At 68.6% G+C, this 17,669-nt stretch carries 17 protein-coding genes and 2 pseudogenes; 10 read left to right on the plus strand and 9 right to left on the minus strand.

Annotated elements, in window-relative coordinates; all coding sequences use genetic code 11:
* The first annotated feature begins 93 nt into the window (after positions 1-93).
* Together K1X59_RS07805 and hpf are read left to right on the plus strand one after the other, a co-directional pair.
* The gene (locus K1X59_RS07805; RefSeq protein WP_258567175.1) at positions 94-594 is read left to right on the plus strand and encodes a ComF family protein; all 501 of its coding nucleotides are present in this window, start codon (positions 94-96) and stop codon (positions 592-594) included.
* A gap of 135 nt (positions 595-729) precedes the next feature.
* Positions 730-1,386: a ribosome hibernation-promoting factor, HPF/YfiA family gene (gene hpf / locus K1X59_RS07810; RefSeq protein WP_183152383.1), complete on the plus strand. Its 657-nt coding sequence runs from the start codon at positions 730-732 to the stop codon at positions 1,384-1,386.
* A 69-nt stretch (positions 1,387-1,455) separates the two neighbouring features.
* On the opposite strand, the gene K1X59_RS07815 is transcribed toward hpf, so the two are convergent.
* The 5 genes from K1X59_RS07815 to K1X59_RS07835 form a co-directional block, all read right to left on the minus strand.
* Positions 1,456-2,778, minus strand: a complete 1,323-nt coding sequence (locus K1X59_RS07815) for a hypothetical protein (RefSeq protein WP_220174104.1) — start codon at positions 2,776-2,778, stop codon at positions 1,456-1,458.
* 76 nt (positions 2,779-2,854) lie between these two features.
* Positions 2,855-4,801, minus strand: a complete 1,947-nt coding sequence (locus K1X59_RS07820) for an ABC transporter permease (RefSeq protein ID WP_220174105.1) — start codon at positions 4,799-4,801, stop codon at positions 2,855-2,857.
* Positions 4,802-4,934: 133 nt separating this feature from the next.
* Positions 4,935-5,687 (minus strand): hypothetical protein, encoded by a 753-nt coding sequence (locus K1X59_RS07825; protein ID WP_220174106.1) that lies wholly within the window; start codon positions 5,685-5,687, stop codon positions 4,935-4,937.
* Positions 5,684-6,409, minus strand: a complete 726-nt coding sequence (locus K1X59_RS07830) for an ABC transporter ATP-binding protein (protein ID WP_220174107.1) — start codon at positions 6,407-6,409, stop codon at positions 5,684-5,686. Before K1X59_RS07830 ends, K1X59_RS07825 begins: the two co-directional genes overlap by 4 nt.
* A complete protein-coding gene (locus K1X59_RS07835; protein ID WP_183152385.1) occupies positions 6,406-7,026 on the minus strand; it encodes a PadR family transcriptional regulator in 621 nt (206 codons plus the stop codon). Before K1X59_RS07835 ends, K1X59_RS07830 begins: the two co-directional genes overlap by 4 nt.
* Before the next feature lie 201 nt (positions 7,027-7,227).
* On the opposite strand from K1X59_RS07835, the gene secA reads away from it, so the two are divergent.
* The 3 genes from secA (at position 7,228) to K1X59_RS21200 (ending at position 11,816) form a co-directional block, all read left to right on the plus strand.
* Positions 7,228-10,029 carry a preprotein translocase subunit SecA gene (gene secA, locus K1X59_RS07840; protein WP_183152386.1) on the plus strand — a complete coding sequence of 934 codons (2,802 nt, stop codon included), beginning with the start codon at positions 7,228-7,230 and terminating at the stop codon, positions 10,027-10,029.
* Positions 10,030-10,094: 65 nt separating this feature from the next.
* Positions 10,095-11,321 carry a pyridoxal phosphate-dependent aminotransferase gene (locus K1X59_RS07845; protein WP_183152387.1) on the plus strand — a complete coding sequence of 409 codons (1,227 nt, stop codon included), beginning with the start codon at positions 10,095-10,097 and terminating at the stop codon, positions 11,319-11,321.
* A 93-nt stretch (positions 11,322-11,414) separates the two neighbouring features.
* Positions 11,415-11,816: a hypothetical protein gene (locus K1X59_RS21200; RefSeq protein WP_258567176.1), complete on the plus strand. Its 402-nt coding sequence runs from the start codon at positions 11,415-11,417 to the stop codon at positions 11,814-11,816.
* Positions 11,817-12,023: 207 nt separating this feature from the next.
* Here K1X59_RS21200 and K1X59_RS22830 read toward each other — a convergent pair.
* A pseudogene (locus tag K1X59_RS22830) lies at positions 12,024-12,728 on the minus strand (hypothetical protein); the annotation flags it as partial.
* On the opposite strand from K1X59_RS22830, the gene K1X59_RS07855 reads away from it, so the two are divergent.
* Positions 12,685-12,849: a hypothetical protein gene (locus tag K1X59_RS07855; protein ID WP_220174108.1), complete on the plus strand. Its 165-nt coding sequence runs from the start codon at positions 12,685-12,687 to the stop codon at positions 12,847-12,849. The pseudogene K1X59_RS22830 and the gene K1X59_RS07855 sit on opposite strands and share 44 nt — an antisense overlap.
* A gap of 351 nt (positions 12,850-13,200) precedes the next feature.
* Complete coding sequence (locus tag K1X59_RS07860) at positions 13,201-13,479, plus strand: helix-turn-helix domain-containing protein (RefSeq protein ID WP_220174109.1); 279 nt, start codon at positions 13,201-13,203, stop codon at positions 13,477-13,479.
* Here the strand turns inward: K1X59_RS07860 and K1X59_RS07865 are convergent.
* The gene (locus K1X59_RS07865; protein WP_183152388.1) at positions 13,467-14,084 is read right to left on the minus strand and encodes a hypothetical protein; all 618 of its coding nucleotides are present in this window, start codon (positions 14,082-14,084) and stop codon (positions 13,467-13,469) included. The genes K1X59_RS07860 and K1X59_RS07865 overlap by 13 nt on opposite strands.
* A gap of 130 nt (positions 14,085-14,214) precedes the next feature.
* On the opposite strand from K1X59_RS07865, the gene K1X59_RS07870 reads away from it, so the two are divergent.
* Together K1X59_RS07870 and K1X59_RS07875 are read left to right on the plus strand one after the other, a co-directional pair.
* A complete protein-coding gene (locus K1X59_RS07870; RefSeq protein ID WP_183152389.1) occupies positions 14,215-14,601 on the plus strand; it encodes an Rv3235 family protein in 387 nt (128 codons plus the stop codon).
* Between the two features lie 24 nt (positions 14,602-14,625).
* Positions 14,626-16,109: pseudogene (locus K1X59_RS07875) on the plus strand (sensor histidine kinase).
* A 61-nt stretch (positions 16,110-16,170) separates the two neighbouring features.
* Here K1X59_RS07875 and K1X59_RS07880 read toward each other — a convergent pair.
* Positions 16,171-16,419, minus strand: coding sequence for a WhiB family transcriptional regulator (locus K1X59_RS07880; RefSeq protein ID WP_017203224.1), 249 nt, complete (start codon positions 16,417-16,419; stop codon positions 16,171-16,173).
* A gap of 231 nt (positions 16,420-16,650) precedes the next feature.
* Here K1X59_RS07880 and K1X59_RS07885 point away from each other — a divergent pair, with 231 nt between their 5' ends.
* Complete coding sequence (locus K1X59_RS07885; protein ID WP_183152390.1) at positions 16,651-17,037, plus strand: hypothetical protein; 387 nt, start codon at positions 16,651-16,653, stop codon at positions 17,035-17,037.
* Between the two features lie 156 nt (positions 17,038-17,193).
* Here the strand turns inward: K1X59_RS07885 and bcp are convergent, their stop codons facing one another.
* Positions 17,194-17,667: a thioredoxin-dependent thiol peroxidase gene (gene bcp / locus K1X59_RS07890; RefSeq protein ID WP_183152391.1), complete on the minus strand. Its 474-nt coding sequence runs from the start codon at positions 17,665-17,667 to the stop codon at positions 17,194-17,196.
* Between the last annotated feature and the right edge of the window lie 2 nt (positions 17,668-17,669).

Genomic DNA, 17,669 nt, shown 5'->3' on the forward strand with positions numbered 1-17,669 from the left:
CCTTTCGGCGGCCACGTGCGCCGGATGCGATGTGCCGGGGAGCACCTTGTGCGCCCGCTGCCGGCAGGAGCTGGCACCGCGACCGCATCAGGGGTGACCACCGGCGGGCTGCCGGTCCAGGCGGCACTCGCTTTCGAGGGAGTCGCCGCGCGCTGCATCCGTCGGCTCAAGGGCGAGGGCGCCACGGTCCTCGCGCGTCCGCTGGGATCTGCTCTCGCGACCGTGCTCGCTCCCTGTGTCACCCCCGCGACCTGGGTCGTGCCGGTGCCCACGGCGCGCGCGGCCTTCCGTCGGCGCGGCTACCGGGTCCCCGAGCTGCTGATCCGTCGGGCGGGCCTCCTCCCGCAGCGAGTGCTCTCCGTCGTCACCAGGAGCGTCGATCAGCGAGGGCTGGGGGCCCGCGCCCGGGCGATGAACGTGCACCACACGATGCGTGCGCGGCGGCGCGGTGACGGCGCCGAGGCCGTGATCGTGGATGACGTCGTCACCACCGGAGCGACGTTCGACGAAGCATTCCGGGCCCTCGATGTCGCCGGCTTCCGCGTCATCGCGGCGGTCGCGCTCGCCGCCACGCCGCGTCGATCCGGATTCTGAGGAACCTCATCGAGAACGCACCGGCGACACAGGGGCAGGACCCCGTGACATCCGTCGGCGGGCGGACTACGGTGGGGGGACACAAGGCGACCACGGTCCGCCCTTGGCCGGGAGGACCGGGACAAGGAGGCAGCAATGGAAACAAGCATCGTTGGCGTCGGAGTGGGTATCACCGATCGCTTCCGAACCGTTGTCGAAGAGAAGATCGCCAAGGTCCAGATGCTCGCGTCTCGCGCGCAACGACTGGACGTGAAAGTCACCCATCGGGTGTATCGCAATGGCCGCATCCCCGATGAGACCGTCGAATTGACGCTGGTCGGAAAGGGACCCGTCGTCCGCGCGGAAGCGACCGATGGCGACAAATTCGTGGCTCTCGATCTCGCCGTCGACAAGATGTCCGAGCAACTGCGTCGCGCGAAGGAGAAGCGAGTCGATGGTCGACAGCACCCCCGCGGCGCCCACTTCGAGAAGGGCAGCGGCGCACTGGAGGGCATCGATGTCCAGCCCGCATCCGCCGACGTGCTCCATGCGGTCGCGACGGGCAGCGTCCCCGTGCAGCAGTCCGAGGAGGAGGCCTATTCTCCTGTCGTGATCCGCACCAAGAGCTTCGACGCCGAATGGATGACCGTCGAGGAGGCGGTCGACCGGATGGAGCTGGTCGGTCACGACTTCTTCCTCTTCGTCGACGTCCGCACCGATCACCCGAGCGTCGTCTACCGCCGCAAGGGGTGGGACTACGGTGTGATCGCTCTGAGCACGCAGGCCCCGCCGTCGGCGGCCCTCGCGTCCTGAGCCGCATCGCAGAACGGCCCGGTCCCTCGGAGGGACCGGGCCGTTCCGGCGTCCGTGCGGCGGAAGCCGTCAGTCGAAGATGCCGTCGAGGAGGCTGCCGATCACGAGGCCGCCCAGGATGCCGGAAGCGAGGTCGCCGCCACCACCACCGCGTCGCGGTCCTCCGCCCCAACCGCCGCCGCCCCAGTCCTGGTCCGGCGGACGGGACGAATCGATGTCACGCTGCGCGAGCTGCAGGGCCTCCGACGCGAGATGAGCGACTCGCCGGGCCTGTACCAGGGCGGCTTCCCGCGTCTCTTCCGCGGGGAGGAGATCGGAGAGGTCGACACGCAGCCGCTCGGCTTCGGCGAGTCGAGTGCGGGCGTCGGCGCCGATCCATCCGCGATGCCCCGCGATGAGGCCGCGCGCCACGCCGAGCTGCCGGTCGGCGTCATCGATCGCGTGCTGCACCTGCGCGACGCTCGGGAGCGGATTCTCGGCGCGATGACGCGCCTTCGCGATCGCGTCGTCCAGAGCGGAGTTGGCCTCGCGCAGCTGGGAGAGCTCGGCGAAGGGGTCGTTGGGCTGCCCGGACGGCGTCAACGCGGCCAGCGCCGCCTGGAGCGCGGCGACCGCGTCGGCCACGGCGGGGACCGCTGGTGCGGTGCGAGCCGCGATGAGGTCGCCCCGCGAGTCCGCGACGACTTCTGCGAGGGTGGACTCCGCCCGCAGCGCTTCGATCTCGAAGTCCTCGACCGCGTCGAGCAGGGCCGAGGCACGCCGGGTCGCCTCGGTCGCGGTCTCGAGTGCGACGTTCGCTTCCTCGTTCTGCTTCGCCGCCCGGCGGCGCTCCGAGACATCGGCGCTGTGGGTCGCGAAGCGGATGAGCTGCTCCGCCTCGGCAGCGCTCGCGGTGATCTGGTGCATCGCAGAATCGGAGTAGCGGGCGGAGAGACGTGCGACGGTCTCGTTGGTCTGCGGGATGCGGGTGCTCAGGGCGGCAGCCTCGGCGCGCACCTGCGCGATGATCTCCGGCGCTCGTCGCACCTTCGCCACGGACTCCGCGAGCACGGAGGTCTTCTCGTCGAGGAGATCCTGGGCCCAATCGCACAGCTGCAGGATGCGCGCATTCCGTGTGCGCAGCTCCTCAGGAGTGTCGGGGATCTCGTCGTGGTTCAGCTGGTGCAGTTGGAATGCCTCGCGCAGGTGAGTGCGCACGGCGATCAGCGCCTTGCGCAGATCAGCGGTCAGCGACTCGCCGAGCTCGGCCTCCGCGAACGCGAGCTCATCCGAGGTCGTGCGGATCCGCTCGTCCGCCCCGACCAGGGCCTGCTCGGCGCGACGCGCCAGATCGGCGTCCTGTGCGGCGAGTTCTTCCTGTTCGCGTTTGCGTCTGCCCCAAAATCCAGCCATGAACCGATCCTAGTTTCCCGTGTGCGGGAGCTGGCTGAGCATCCGCTTCAGGTGGGCGGTGTTCGCTCAGGGCACGTCACGCGATCGCTGTCCGTCGTGTCAACTCGGCCTTCCTCGGGGGGACGAGCCAGCTGACCGTCGCGATCGCGAGAGGCAGGGCGACGGCCAGCAGAGCGAGCACCAGCCAGGGGATGTCGGAGATGAGCAGAACGTCGCGCGATTGGATGGCGAATCCGATCGGCGGGAGAACTCCGGCCGCAGCCCCCGCGATCGTGCCGAACCCGGCGATGATGAGCCCTTGCCAGAACCCGATCCGGCGACGGAGCGAGTCCGTCCCACCGACGGCGGAGAGAGTCGCGTCGTCGGGCCGGCGTTCGAATCGAGCGAGACTCAGCGCGACACCGCTTGCTCCGAGGACGAGCACACCCACGGCCGCCAGGATCGGGATCATCCACAGGGAGTCATCCGGTGGACCGTCTTCGAAGTACGGGGCGAGGACCCACGCATCCGCGGTGGACGCGTCGGCCTGCTCCTGCACGCGGTCCCGCACCTCCACCGGTACGGGGCCGTCGAACGACGCGATCACCAGGAACGGGCGAATCTCCATGTCGAGTTCCGTCGCGGTCTCCGGGGCGATCGCCACCGCGATTCCCTGGTGGGGGAGGTCGAGTTCGATGGCGTCGACCTTCTTCTCCCAGATCGGTTCGCTGCGCGGGGGCCCTTCTTCCCACCGGGTCCAGATGTTGTCGGGCATCTCTCCTTCGTAGGCTTCCCTGCCGGTCCACGCGCCGACGTCGATCGTGCCGTCGGTGACGTAGTCCGGGTCTGTGACGATGGCGGCGCCGCTTCGGTAGGCGGCGCGCTGGGCAGACGTCATCGTGATCCCGAGCGCGTCCTCGACCTCGTCCGCGGCGATCACGGCGATCGGATTCGCCCGGTTCTGCCCGCCGGAGAACGAGTCCTGCTCGACCGGGTCGAGAAGATGGCGCTCCGGCATCACGGCGATGACTCTGGTCGCATCAGCGGGGACATCGCCGGCGCTGGCGTACGACCAGATCTCCGGCTGGTGGGAGACGACAGCGATACCAGAAGCCCCCACGGCGTCCGCGAGCTCGATGCCCGCCTTCTCGGCCTCGGCCGCCGCCGGGTCATCGAGGGGAGCGCCCGTCCCGGTCTCGTGAATGCTGATCGCGAGGGTGCCGACCGGTGCCTGGTACATCCAATCACGGGCCGTCCACGCGTTCTGCATGGAGGTCTGACCGATGGCGAAGACGGCGATGAACACGGTCGCGGCGATCGCGGCGAAGGCGGGAACTGTCCTAGACGAGTTCGCAGCGGCGTCGCGCGCGGCGATGCGGGCCGCGAGGCTGAGCCGGGACAGCGCCTTGGCGGTGACCCACAGCAGCCAGCGTCCCGAGAGGAGGATGCCGATCTGCACGAGGACGGGCCCGATCACGATCCCGAACGGCGGGATGGTCCGCAGGGGGAGTCCCACGGGAGATCGGTGACGACGATCGCCAGGACAGCGAAAGCGCTGCCGATCGTGAGCGACGCCGACCAGCAGCAGGATCGATCCCCAGATGGGTCTCGACGCACGGGGCGACTGCGGGCGACGTGCGCCGCGGAGGGCGCTGAGAGTGTCGGAGCGCGCCACCGTCCGCGCCGGGAAAGCCGCAGAGATGGTGCCGACGAGCACCGAGAACGCGAGGATTCCGGCCAGGATCAGCCAGGGGACGTGAAAGCCCCAGAACTGCGTCGCCGTGCCGTCGGCGAGCACCGCCATCGTGATGGAGGCGGCGCCGACGCCGAGGGCGAGTCCGATGACCCCCGAGACGAGTCCGAGCGCGGTTCCCTGGAGCAGGATGACGCGGCGGAGGTCGGAAGCTGACGCACCGACGCTCGCGGCGACGGCGAGGATCGCTGCTGGCGACGCGCGGCGACGGCGAAGGCGGCGCCCGCGAGCATCACGACGACGTAGGCCGCGAAGAGCCCTCCGGCGATGAGCACGATGAGCATCGTCCACAATGCGCCGTCGTCGGCTCCGGACCACCCGCGCCTCGAGTCGTCGGCGATGTCGGGTGGGTCCAGGATCACCGATCGGGCGTACGCGACGACTCCGTCTTCGTTCAGCTTCTCGACGTCCGACCAGCTGAGCGTCAGATCGGGAGGTACCAGCGGGCGTCGCCCTCGAGCCCCGCGCTCGCCGGGAGGAACAGCGCGGAGGTCGCATCGGAGAGCACGGCGGAGTCGAGCGTTCCGACGACGGTGTAGGTCCGGTCGCTGTCGGTGAGGACCACCTCGCCGCCGATCGCGACTCCGAGTCGCTCGAGCGTGGCGGGGGTCGCCATGATCTCGCGTCCGGTGCGCGGGGTGGTCCCGTCGACGAGTTCGAAGCGTCCGTGGAAACGCTCATCCCACACCTCACCGCCCCACGCCGGGATCCTCGTCACGCCGTCCGGTGTCTCCACGCGCACGTCGGTCTCGACCACGCGGATGGCCTCGGTGCCGGACGGGAGCAGGGCGGTCGGGTCGGCGATCGGTGTCACCTCCGGGGCGGTGCTCGTGTTCTCGGGATATCCGAACCAGGTGGGATCGGTCGGCGACTGCCAGAAACCGCTCCCCGGTGCGCCTGCCACCGAGATCCACGCCTCCGTCTGCCCCAGCTCCGCGGTCACGCGCTCCTGAGCCGTGCCGACCATGCTCGCCCCGATGACCGCATAGGCCGTCATGGCCGCGATCGGGAGCATGACGAGGACGCCGATGAGCGCGCTGGACAGGAGAGTGCGACGCAGTTGCCGGCGCGCCAGCCGGGCGGCGACGCGCCAGCGGATCCCTGTCCCCGGACGCGGCCCACCGGCGGGGAGACGTCGGGACGTCCGTGTCTCCGGCCGCTCGACGGTCGAGGTCATCGGCCCGTTCCGCTCAGGAGCACCTCGGCATCATCGCGTCGGGTCTCGTCGACGATCCTGCCGTCGCGGAGGAACACGATCCGGTCGGCGAACGCCGCATGCCGCGCCTCGTGGGTGACGAGGATGCCCGCTGCTCCCGCATCCACGCGCCCACGGAGCATCCGGAGCACGAGCTCGCCGGTGACGGAGTCGAGTGCGCCGGTCGGTTCGTCCGCGAGGATGAGCCGTCGGCCGCCGACGACTGCGCGGGCGATGGCGACGCGCTGCTGCTGACCTCCCGAGAGGTCGTCCGGGTAGGAGTCGAGCTTGTCGGCCAGCCCGACGGACTCGAGGGCGTCCTTGCCGGCGCGGCGCGCGACCCGCCTGCGGAAGCCGTCGAGTTCCAACGGGAGAGTCACGTTCTCGATCGCGGTGAGCGTGGGGATCAGGTTGAAGTCCTGGAAGACGAACCCGAGCGATCTCCGGCGCAGGCGGGCGACATCCGCAGCACTCTGTTCACTGAGGAACGCGCCTTCGATCACGACCTCGCCCGTTGTGGGCCTGGCGAGACCGCCCGCGATCGCGAGCAGCGTCGACTTGCCGGAGCCGGAAGCACCCATGACGGCGACGAGCTCACCGCGTCGAACTTCCAGATCCACGCCCGAGAGTGCGGAGACCGCCGTCGCGCCGTGACCGTACTGCTGAGTCACGCCGACGAGGCTCAGGACCGTCTCGTCGCTCACGGCGTGGGCTCGGCATCCGCGAGTGCGGCTCCGGCCTTGGCCGGACGACCTCGTTTGGGGCGCTCGGTGGCGAGTTCGAGCGTCATCGCGTGGCGGGGATGCAGCGCGAGCCGCTGTTCCGTGTGGTCGAGCCAGCGCACCTCGGCCTCCGCGGCGAAGATCATCGAGTCGACGACCAGCGCCCAGGAGAGTTCTTCGGGCCCGTCCGCATCGCCACCCGCGTACTTGGCGCGCTGCAGAGCCTGCAGTTGACGGAGCGACGCGGTGCGCTGTGCCTGGATGACCGCCGTGACGTCGACGCCGGGCAGTGTCGCGGCGACCGCGAGCTTGATCGCCAGCTCGTCTCGGGTCGCCTGCGTCCGCACCACGGGGGAGGAGAGCCATTGCGCGACTTCGGCCGAACCGCTCTCCGTGATCTGCCAGTAGATATGGCCCTGGTCGTCTGCATCGCCGCGCTGCACGAGCCCGTCGCGTTCGAGCCGCTCGAGCGTGTTGTAGATCTGTCCGACGTTGAGGGGCCAGGTGGAGCCGGTGCGCCGGTCGAACTCGTGCCGCAGCTGATAGCCGTAGCAGGGTCCCTGATCGAGGATGGCGAGAAGGCTCTGGCGTACCGACATGGGTGATCTCCTGGTGGGTCGTCCGGAATGCAATACCGAGTATATGCATACTCGGTATTCGCGCATCGCGCCACGCGGATGACGCACCGGTCGCTCCTTGCAGGCGACGTGCAGGTCACAGCCCGGTAACATGGCAAAGCATGCCTCGCGTCGGGTTCACCGGCTGCCGGCGATTTACCCACTGACAGGGAGATGACATCCGTGGCCAATCCTCTTGAGAAGCTGCTGCGTGCTGGCGAGGGGCGGGTCATCCGCCGTCTGAATCAGGTCGTCAAGGCAGTGGGGGCGCTGGAAGAGGACATCTCCAAGCTCACCGACGACGAGCTGCGCAACGAGACCACCGAGCTGCGCGCCCGCTTCGAGAAGGGCGAGACGCTCGACCAGCTGATGCCCGAGGCGTTCGCTGCGGTGCGTGAGGCTGCCAAGCGCACGCTCGGCATGCGCGCGTACGACGTGCAGGTCATGGGTGGCGCCGCCCTCCACCTCGGCAACATCGCCGAGATGAAGACCGGTGAGGGCAAGACCCTCGTCGCCACGCTGCCCGCTTATCTGAACGCGATCGCGGGCAAGGGCGTGCACGTCATCACGGTCAACGACTTCCTCGCGAGCTACCAGGCGGAGCTGATGGGCCGCGTGTTCCGCGCCCTGGGCATGACCACGGGCATCATCGTCTCGGGCCAGACCCCCGCGGTCCGTCGCGAGCAGTACGCGGCCGACATCACCTACGGCACGAACAACGAGTTCGGCTTCGACTACCTGCGCGACAACATGGCGTGGCGCAAGGAGGACCTCGTCCAGCGCGAGCACTTCTTCGCGATCGTCGACGAGGTCGACTCGATCCTCATCGACGAGGCGCGCACCCCGCTCATCATCTCCGGCCCGTCCTCGGGCGAGGCCAACCGCTGGTTCGCCGAGTTCGCGAAGATCGCCCGCACCCTCGAGGTCGGCGAGGACTACGAGGTCGACGAGAAGAAGCGCACGGTCGGTGTGCTCGAGCCCGGTATCGAGAAGGTCGAGGACTACCTCGGCATCGACAACCTCTACGAGTCCGCGAACACCCCGCTCATCTCGTTCCTCAACAACTCGATCAAGGCGCTCGCCCTCTTCAAGAAGGACACCGACTACGTCGTGATGAACGACGAGGTCATGATCGTCGACGAGCACACCGGTCGCATCCTCGTCGGTCGCCGCTACAACGAGGGCATCCACCAGGCGATCGAGGCCAAGGAGGGGGTGCCGGTCAAAGCCGAGAACCAGACCCTCGCGACGGTCACGCTCCAGAACTACTTCCGCCTCTACGACAAGCTCGCCGGCATGACCGGTACCGCCGAGACCGAGGCGGCCGAGTTCATGTCGACCTACAAGCTCGGTGTCATCCCCATCCCGACCAACAAGCCGATGATCCGCAAGGATCAGGCCGACCTCGTCTACAAGAACGAGACGGCGAAGTTCGCACAGGTCGTGGAGGACATCGCGGAACGTCACGCGGGGGGTCAGCCGGTGCTGGTCGGAACCGTGAGCGTCGAGAAGAGCGAGTACCTCTCGCGTCTGCTCGCGAAGAAGGGCGTCAAGCACGAGGTCCTCAACGCGAAGAACCATGCGCGTGAGGCCGAGATCGTCGCCCGCGCGGGCCGCCTCGGCGCCGTCACCGTCGCCACGAACATGGCCGGTCGCGGTACCGACATCATGCTCGGCGGGAACGCCGAGTTCCTCGCGGTTCAGGAGCTCAAGGGCAAGGGACTCGACCCCGTCGAGACGCCCGAGGAGTACGAGGTCGCCTGGGACGAGACGTACGAGGCCATGAAGGCCGTCGTCGCCGAGGAGGCCGAGAAGGTCATCGAGGCCGGCGGGCTCTATGTGCTCGGAACAGAGCGGCATGAGTCTCGTCGCATCGACAACCAGCTCCGCGGACGTTCCGGCCGACAGGGAGACCCCGGGGAGAGCCGCTTCTACCTGAGCCTCACCGATGACCTGATGCGGCTGTTCCAGTCGGGCGCAGCCGAGGCGATCCTCTCCCGGACGAACTTCCCCGATGACGTGCCGATCGAATCGGGACTCGTGTCGCGGGCCATCCGCAGCGCGCAATCGCAGGTCGAAGCGCGCAACGCCGAGATGCGCAAGAACGTGCTCAAGTACGACGACGTCCTGAACCGCCAGCGTGAGGCGATCTACGCCGACCGTCGGCAGATCCTGCAGGGCGATGACATCGCCGACCGCGTGCAGCACTTCATCGAAGACGCCATCAGCAGCGTGGTCCGCGACCACACCGGCGAGGGGCACAACGAGAGCTGGGACTTCGACGCGCTCTGGACCGAGCTCAAGACCCTCTACCCGGTCGGCGTCACGATCGACGAGGTCGTCTCCGAGGCTGCGGGCCGCAAGGGCGGCATCACCGCCGACGGGCTCACTCGCGAACTCCTCTCCGACGCCAAGATCGCGTACGATACCCGCGAGGCGTCCCTCGGCGAGGCGGCGACGCGTGAACTCGAGCGACGCGTGGTGCTGCAGGTCCTCGACCGCCGCTGGCGCGACCACCTCTACGAGATGGACTATCTGAAGGACGGCATCGGCCTGCGGGCGATGGCGCAGCGCGACCCGCTGATCGAGTATCAGCGTGAAGGCTACGCGATGTTCCAGTCGATGATGGGGCAGATCAAGGAGGAGTCGGTCGGCTACCTCTACAACCTCGAGGTCGAGGTGCGTCGCGCCGGCGACTCGGAGACCGCCGAGGTCGAGGCCAAGGGGCTCTCCACGGGCGGCGGCGAGCAGCGTCTCGAGTACTCCGCCGCGAATGATGCGGGCGAGGTCGAGGTGCGAAACGACCGCGGGCAGGTGCAGCAGGCGGCGACCGATCGGGTACGCCAGGCTGCGGCGCGCACTCCGGCCCCGCAGCCCGATGCCGAGGAGGCTCCGCGCGGAGCGTTCGGTCAGCGTACGGAGGCGGAACCGCCGGCCGCAGGCAACCGGGAACAGCGACGCGCCCAGGGCAAGAAGAAGAAGTAGTGCTCGACGGAAGGAGGGCCAGTCCGAGAGGATTGGCCCTCCTTTCGTCGCTGTAGGCTTGGTCGATGACACCAACGCGCAACTTCGATCAGTCGTCGAAGCTCAAGAACGTCCTGTACGAGATCCGCGGAAACGCCCTCGTCGAGGCGGCGCGTCTGGAGGCCGAGGGTCACAAGATCCTCAAGCTGAACACCGGGAACCCGGCGATCTTCGGTTTCGATGCACCCCACCAGATCGTGCACGACATGCTCGCCGCACTGCCGACGGCGCACGGCTACAGCGAGAGCAAGGGCATCATCTCCGCTCGCAGGGCCGTCGTGAGCCGCTACGAGCAGATCGAGGGCTTCCCTCGTTTCGACCCGGACGACGTGTACCTCGGCAACGGGGTCTCCGAGTTGATCACCATGACCATGCAGGCTCTGCTCGACGAAGGCGACGAGGTCCTGATCCCGGCGCCCGACTACCCGTTGTGGACGGCGATGACGAGTCTCGCCGGCGGTACCCCTGTGCACTACCTGTGCGATGAGGACGACGAGTGGCAGCCCGACCTGGAAGACATCCGGTCGAAGATCACGCCGAAGACCAAGGCGCTCGTGATCATCAACCCGAACAACCCGACGGGAGTGGTGTATTCACGGCCGATCCTGGAGGGCCTGGTGCAGATCGCCCGAGAGCATCAGCTGCTGCTGCTCTCGGACGAGATCTACGACCGCATCCTCTTCGACGGCGCCGTGCACATCCCGACCGCGACTCTCGCGCCCGACCTGCTGTGCCTGACCTTCAACGGGCTGTCGAAGACCTACCGTGTCGCCGGCTATCGCTCGGGGTGGATGGTCATCACGGGTCCGCAGGACCATGCCAAGGGATTCCTCGAGGGGATCACACTGCTGGCTTCGACGCGTCTCTGCCCCAATGTGCCGGCTCAGCATGCGGTGCAGGCGGCGCTCTCGGGGGTGCAGTCGATCGATGCGCTGATCGCGCCGACCGGACGTCTGCACGAGCAGCGCGACATCGCCTGGGAAGGACTCGAGTCCATCCCGGGGGTCTCCTGCGTCAAGCCTCAGGGCGCGCTGTATGCGTTTCCGCGCCTGGACCCGAACGTGCACGAGATCAGGGACGATGCCAAGCTCGTCTACGATCTTCTCGTGTCGGAGCACATCCTCCTGGTGCAGGGCACCGGCTTCAACTGGGCGACGCCGGATCACCTCCGCCTCGTCACGCTTCCCGAGCCCCGAGTGCTGAGCGAAGCCGTCGAGCGACTCGGGAACTTCCTGGCGAGCTATCGACAGTGACGCCCTCCGCGCCCCGAGGCGAGAGCGTCGCAGCCAGCCGTCGCACGCCGGCCACGAAGCTCGATCGGGGGCGACATCGGTCACCGGTCGCGCGTGCAGCAGCGCCGCGTCTGCCGCTCGTCGATCGAACGGCAGGAAGGTCACCTCTGTGATCCCCGCGAAACGCTCGAGAGTGCGTCTCACCTGCCCGCGCGCGTCGATGCCGAGGGGCCCGGGTCGGACCTGATTGACGACCACGGTGACCGGAGCGGGTGCCGTGAGGCGTCGCACCTCCGCATGATCCCGCAGGAAGCGGCTGATGCCCAGGGGATCGGCGGCCGCAACCGCCACGATGTGGTCCGCTTCCCGGAGCGCTGCGGATGTGGCATCGTGACGCCGAGGCCCGATGAGGTCGTACGTCACCTCCTCGTCGGCATCGAATGCACCGGAGACGTCGACGACCGTCTCCTCGACCCACTGCCGGCACGCGTTCAACGTCGCGCGTACGCGGGCTGAGGTCAGCTCGGGCCAGCGGTTGGGCCGATTGATTCCGGGGAGCACCTGGACGTCGTCGCCTCCGCTGCCGATCCGCATCGACAGGCGGGTGAGCTCGGCGTCGTCGAGCACGCCCCGCTCGGCGCGCCGGCAGGCAGCGGCGATGCCGGGGGCGTCATCGCTGAGGCCGAGGAGCAGGGCGAGCGACGGGGCCACCGTATCGGCATCGATCAGAGCCGCGCTGCGACCGGTGCGCGCGAGTTCGAGGGCGAGATCGATCGCCACGGTGGAGCGACCAGGAGCGCCCTGGGGTCCCCACACGGCGACGACGCGATGCGGATGCGGAGGGCGCAGCGCGGGGGCTGCGGGCGCATCCGCTCGCAGCGCAGCGGCGATCTCCCAGCCCGTGGCCTCGGACGAGAGCGCGGCTGACAGCCCCAGCCGACCGAGGAGGCGACTGTCCGTACCGCCGAGGACGAGGATGCGCACGCCCGCGCGGTCGCACCTCGAGACGAGTTCGGCTGTGAGCAGGGTGCGCGCGGGGGAGACGATGAGTGCCTCGGCATCGGAGGGAGTTCGGGGAGGGGAGCGGCAGGTGCGAGCGTCGCCACCACGGTGATGCCCTCGAGCTCCAGCTCTGCCGCCAACCGGTTCGCACGCGGCGCGGGGATCGCCACGACGACCCGCGTCACGAGCCGCCCCCACCGGAAGCACGGAGAGGGCTGATCCTCCGTTGACGGCGGCGAGCACGTCGGCGGCATCAGACCGTTCGATGACGAGTTCGAGCGACGTGCCGGTGTCGGCCAGCACGCCTTCCGGCTCGCGCACGTCGCGCACGACGACACCCGCGACCAGGACGCGGGGGACGTCGTAGGATCGTCCGTCGTCGATGGGCGGGGCACTCCAGACATCGACGACGGTTCCGGCCCGCACCTCGTCGGGGAGTCCGGTGCTGGACGCGATGACGATCGTGGTGGTGCGACTGCTCTCCGCATCCGTCAGCGCGGCGTGCGGAACCAGTTCGCCCTTCATGAGCGTACGTGCGGCGATCTGACCCGGCTGCAGGTCATCGGCGCCTGCATAGTCGTCGGTCGATGGCCCGAGATCCACGTCGACCACCTGGAAGTCATCGGAGCTCAAGGCATCGCCCTGCACGATCGTATGGCCGGCACGCAGCACCGGCTCCGCGTCGTCCGCTCCGGTGACGATGAGCCACACCGCGGTGATGGAGACGGCCACCAGGGCGATGCCGACGAGGAATCGCACGTCGCCCCAGAACGCGCGCCGTGGACGAGAGTGGGAGACCATGGCCATATGGTCACAGATATCGTGACGGGTCGACCGCGGTTATCCACAGCCGGGCCTCGGCCGTTCCCCCGGAATGCTGGTCGTGGAGAATGGGGTCATGGCAGCCCCCTCCTCGCATGCACCGCGATTCCTGGCTCCCTCGCAGGTCGCCGAGCTGTTGAGCATCGAGGTCGGCGAGGTGATCGAACTCCTGCACGAGGGCAGGCTTCGTGGGGCACAGCTGGGCTCGCCGCCGCGGTGGCGAGTCGAGGAGTCGAGCCTCGCCGGGTATCTGGCGGAGGAGTCCGAGACCTCCCGCCGGATGGCCCTGTGGCGGCAGTCGGCGGCGGCCAGCTTCCCGGAGGTCTGGGGCACGTCATCCGCTCACGGGAATTGATCCCCTGAGGTCCTTATCGCGACCACCGACGCGAAGGGGATGATCCGGAACCCGTGCACGGCCTCCGCGCGGCGCGCCTGCCCCGGATCATGGACGGCCAGATCGAGGTGATCCGCCGCCGCGCGGTCGATGGTGCCGTGTGCGTCGTGCCCGGTGCGGGTGCTGATGTGGACGGAGACGCGGCGCCTGGCGAGATCGCGGAGGACGAATCCGAGCGTCATCCGCTCTCGGAGCGAGTGCTCTGCAGGAACGAGGGCGTCGAGGCTCGCAAGGAGAGCACCGTGGTCCACCGTGATCCCCGCGATCGCTTCGAGGGGGAGGAGAAGAGCGGATGCCGTCGCGCGTCCGCCTTCGACAGTCGTGCCTCGTGATGCGACGGCGATCCACTCCGCTCCCAGCGTCTGCATCGTCACAGCCAGACGCTGTCCGTCCACGAGGTCGACCGTGGCATCGGTGCCGGTCCGGCAGAGGGACCTCAGGCGCGCACGAAGGTCGAGCCGGGCGATGCGGAGCCTCTCGGACTCGGCGTCGAGCACCGCGCGCTCCGCCTCCCAGTCCGATTCCAGCTGACCTTCGAGGTCTTCGAACAGGCGGTCCCAGTGCACTCGCCCGAGCGTAGGGGAGCGGGAGATCCGATGTACGAGTTATCCACATACTTACGCCGCCGACACACGCGGTCGAGCGATGCGGTGCTGTACTGACGGCCTCGCAGACCGCCCCGATCGAAGGTTCGACATGACGCCACATGAGTACTTCGCACCCCAGCCGACGTCGACCAGTGACCTCCCGGATCCCGCGCCGTTGCTCCGCAGCCTCACGCAGGGGGTCCTCGAAGTGCTCGCCGGTGTGCGGGAGGTCGATCAGCTCGCCCGCTGGTTCAGCGAAGAGGCGTACCGCAGCCTGGTCACGAGGGCGAACCTGTCGGCCAGGGCCCGCAGTGCGCGGGGTGTCGCGCCCGCGCGCCCGACCTTCCAGATCGTGTCCCTCCGCGTTGCGGAGCCTCGTGATGGCGTGATCGAAGCCGTGGTGGTGGTGGCGGGGCCGGGCCGGACGCGTGCGGTCGCCGTACGTCTGGACGGCTTCGACCGACGCTGGCGCGCCACATCCCTGGCGATTCTCTGACACAGGTCACCGTAGGCTGGTGAGGTGTCAACCCTCAGCGATCTCGCCCATGCCCAGGGCCTCCTCACCGACAACGACGTCGAGTGGCTCCACCGACTAGCCGGCGACGGGCAGCTCCTCGCCGACCTCGCGTCAGCCGACATCGTCATCTGGATCCAGACCGACGACGGGTCGTTCATCGCGGTCGCCCACGCGCGGCCCAGTGGTGCCGCGACGCTCTTCTACCGCGACATCGTCGGCGAACGGGTGAGACCGCAGTGGCGCACCCAGGTGCAGGGCGCCTTCGACTCGGCGGAGATCGTCGATTCGTCGTCGCCCGACTGGTTCGAGGAGACGCCGACGAGGGTTCGGGCCGTGCCGATCGTGATCGAACGGCGCGCCGCCGACTCTGCGGCCACCGTGATCGGAGTGGTCACCAGGCACACGAACCTGGGGGAGCTGCGGACCCCATCGCGTCAGCAGATCACGTTCGACGAATGCGCGAACGATCTCTTCCGGATGATCGCGGACGGCAGCTTCCCCGATCTCGCCGCTCCGACGTCACCGCGACGGGGGCGCCGCGCGCCTCCGACGGGCTCATCCGCATCGACGTCGACGGCATCAGCACCTTCGCGAGCCCCAACGCCCTCTCGGCGTTCAACCGGATGGGGTTCGACGACGAGCTCGAGGGCGAGTCTCTGGCCGAGGTCACCACCCGCCTCGTCCCGCCGTCGCGGCAGGTCGACGAGTCCCTGCCCGTCGTGGTCACCGGTCGCGCGCCCTGGCGCACCGACATCGAGGCACGCGGTGTCACGGTGTCGCTGCGAGCGATCCCGCTGAAGGATCATGGGACCCGCATCGGTGCGATCGTGCTGTGCCGCGACGTGTCGGAGCTGCGCCACCAGGAGCAGGAACTCATCACCAAGGACGCGACGATCCGCGAGATCCATCACCGGGTGAAGAACAACCTCCAGACCGTGGCCTCGCTCCTTCGGATCCAGGCGCGTCGTACCCACTCCGACGAGGCTCGGGACGCACTGACGCAGGCCATGAGGCGCGTCGACGCGATCGCCGTCGTGCACGACACGCTGGCCCAGGGCCTCACGCAGAAGGTCGACTTCGACGAGGTCTTCCACCGGGTCCTCAAGCTTGTGGCCGAGGTGGCATCCGCGCCCAATACGCGTGCCCGCACACAGTCGACCGGTCGGTTCGGGGTGCTTCCGAGCGAGTACGCGACACCGCTCGCCCTCGCACTGACAGAGGTCGTGACGAATGCGGTGGAGCATGGCCTCGCGGGTCAGGAGGGCGTCGTCACGATCGACGCGAAACGCACCGAGGAGAATCTCCGCGTGACCGTGAGAGACACCGGACACGGTCTGCCTGAGGGGCGGATCGGGCAGGGGCTGGGGACGCAGATCATCAGGACGCTCATCCAGGGTGAACTCGGCGGCACCATCGAGTGGCACGGCAGCGACGGCGAAGGGACCGAGGTCGTGATCGACATCCCGCTGCGCTGGCTGGAGCGCTGAGGCGCGACGCCCCGCATGCGAAAGCGGCCTGAGACGTGCTCTCAGGCCGCTTGCCGAAAGGTCAGGAGGCGCGGCGGGCGCGGGCGGCGCGGCGCTTCAGAGCGCGACGCTCGTCTTCGGAGAGGCCGCCCCACACGCCGGAGTCCTGGCTGGTCTCCAGGGCGTACTGCAGGCAGATCTCGGTGACCGTGCAGGTGGCGCAGACGGTCTTCGCCTTCTCGATCTGATCGACGGCCGGGCCGGTGTTCCCCACGGGGAAGAAAAGCTCGGGGTCGACAGTCAGGCAGGCGGCCTTATCGCGCCAGTCCATGGGGGCTCCTCGGTGTGGATATCGTGAGATTTCGCGATGCGACTTCTCGGATTCGGGTAGCAGTTCGGGTTCGGCTACCCTGTTGAGATGCGGACGGAATGCCCGCGAATTGTGATGCGAGCGTGAACGCTCGCCCCACGCCGCTGTGGGAGCACATGACTTTGTCTATTCTGTTACATGAATACCCTGAAATCAAGGGTTTTCTTCTCTTTCGATCCCTGGGAGTACCCCGTGCGCGCACCTGGAATCGCCCTCGCGGCCGCGGCGGTCCTCTCTCTCGAAGCGGTGGCGCTCCTCGTCTTCGCGATCATCGAGCTCGCCGGTCTCGGGGCCGGTGACGCCGCATCGCTGCCGACTGCGCTGGCACTCATCGTGCTCACGCTGATCGCCGCCGCCGCCCTCGCAGCGTTCGCCGTCGGAACGCGCGCAGGCAAGTCGTGGGCGCGTTCCGGAGGAGTGGTGTTCCAGGTGCTCGCCGTGGCGCTCGCCCTGGCGTCGCTCACCGTGCAGCCCGTCTCCTGGACGTTCACGCTCGGCGTCGGGCTCCCCGGCCTCCTCGGATTCGCACTGCTGATCTCGAGTGCACGTCGCGAAGGGCCGCAGCGCACCGCGGAGTGACGTCCGTCCGGCACCGGGACACCTGTCGGGAGTTCGCACGGGTGCAGGGCGGGAAAGTGGTCTCCGCCCCGACATCCGTGACTTCTCCCGACGGGTGAAGGCGTTCGGGAGGGTCGGTGCGTGCGGGGGATCCGGTGTGTGCGCGGAGGGGAGGGGTCAGGCGTCGATGCCGAGCTGCTTGCGCAGCCGCGCCACGTGTCCGGTCGCCTTGACGTTGTAGAGGGCGATGTCGATGGTTCCGTCTTCGTCGAGGACGAAGGTCGAGCGGATGACGCCCTCGACGACCTTGCCGTAGTTCATCTTCTCGCCCCAGGCGCCGTAGGCGGAGTGGACCGAGTGATCGGGGTCGCTGAGGAGGGGGAACGTGAGAGCGTCGCGCTCACGGAACTTCGCCAGCGTCGCGGGCTCGTCGCGGGAGATCCCGATGACGCGGTAGCCGGCGCCCTGGAGCGACGAGATGCTGTCGCGGAAGTCGCACGCCTCGGTCGTGCATCCGGGCGTCATGGCGGCGGGGTAGAAGTACAGCACGGTCTTCTGCCCGCGCAGATCCGTGAGACGGACCGTCGTGCCGTCCTGATCGAGGAGGGAGAAGTCGGGGGCGGCGGTTCCGGGTTCCAGGCGCTGAGTCACCC

The organism is Microbacterium sp. Se5.02b (assembly GCF_019464375.1).
Classification (GTDB): Bacteria; Actinomycetota; Actinomycetes; order Actinomycetales; family Microbacteriaceae; genus Microbacterium.

What these genes read in the sequence shown, in the direction of transcription:
- hpf (WP_183152383.1), top strand. Translation starts at nt 730, where the DNA reads ATGGAAACAAGCATCGTTGGCGTCGGAGTGGGTATCACCGATCGCTTC.
- K1X59_RS07815 (WP_220174104.1), bottom strand. Translation starts at nt 2,778, where the DNA reads ATGGCTGGATTTTGGGGCAGACGCAAACGCGAACAGGAAGAACTCGCC.
- K1X59_RS07825 (WP_220174106.1), bottom strand. Translation starts at nt 5,687, where the DNA reads ATGACCTCGACCGTCGAGCGGCCGGAGACACGGACGTCCCGACGTCTC.
- K1X59_RS07835 (WP_183152385.1), bottom strand. Translation starts at nt 7,026, where the DNA reads ATGTCGGTACGCCAGAGCCTTCTCGCCATCCTCGATCAGGGACCCTGC.
- K1X59_RS07845 (WP_183152387.1), top strand. Translation starts at nt 10,095, where the DNA reads ATGACACCAACGCGCAACTTCGATCAGTCGTCGAAGCTCAAGAACGTC.
- K1X59_RS07855 (WP_220174108.1), top strand. Translation starts at nt 12,685, where the DNA reads ATGGGCGGGGCACTCCAGACATCGACGACGGTTCCGGCCCGCACCTCG.
- K1X59_RS07860 (WP_220174109.1), top strand. Translation starts at nt 13,201, where the DNA reads ATGGCAGCCCCCTCCTCGCATGCACCGCGATTCCTGGCTCCCTCGCAG.
- K1X59_RS07870 (WP_183152389.1), top strand. Translation starts at nt 14,215, where the DNA reads ATGACGCCACATGAGTACTTCGCACCCCAGCCGACGTCGACCAGTGAC.
- K1X59_RS07880 (WP_017203224.1), bottom strand. Translation starts at nt 16,419, where the DNA reads ATGGACTGGCGCGATAAGGCCGCCTGCCTGACTGTCGACCCCGAGCTT.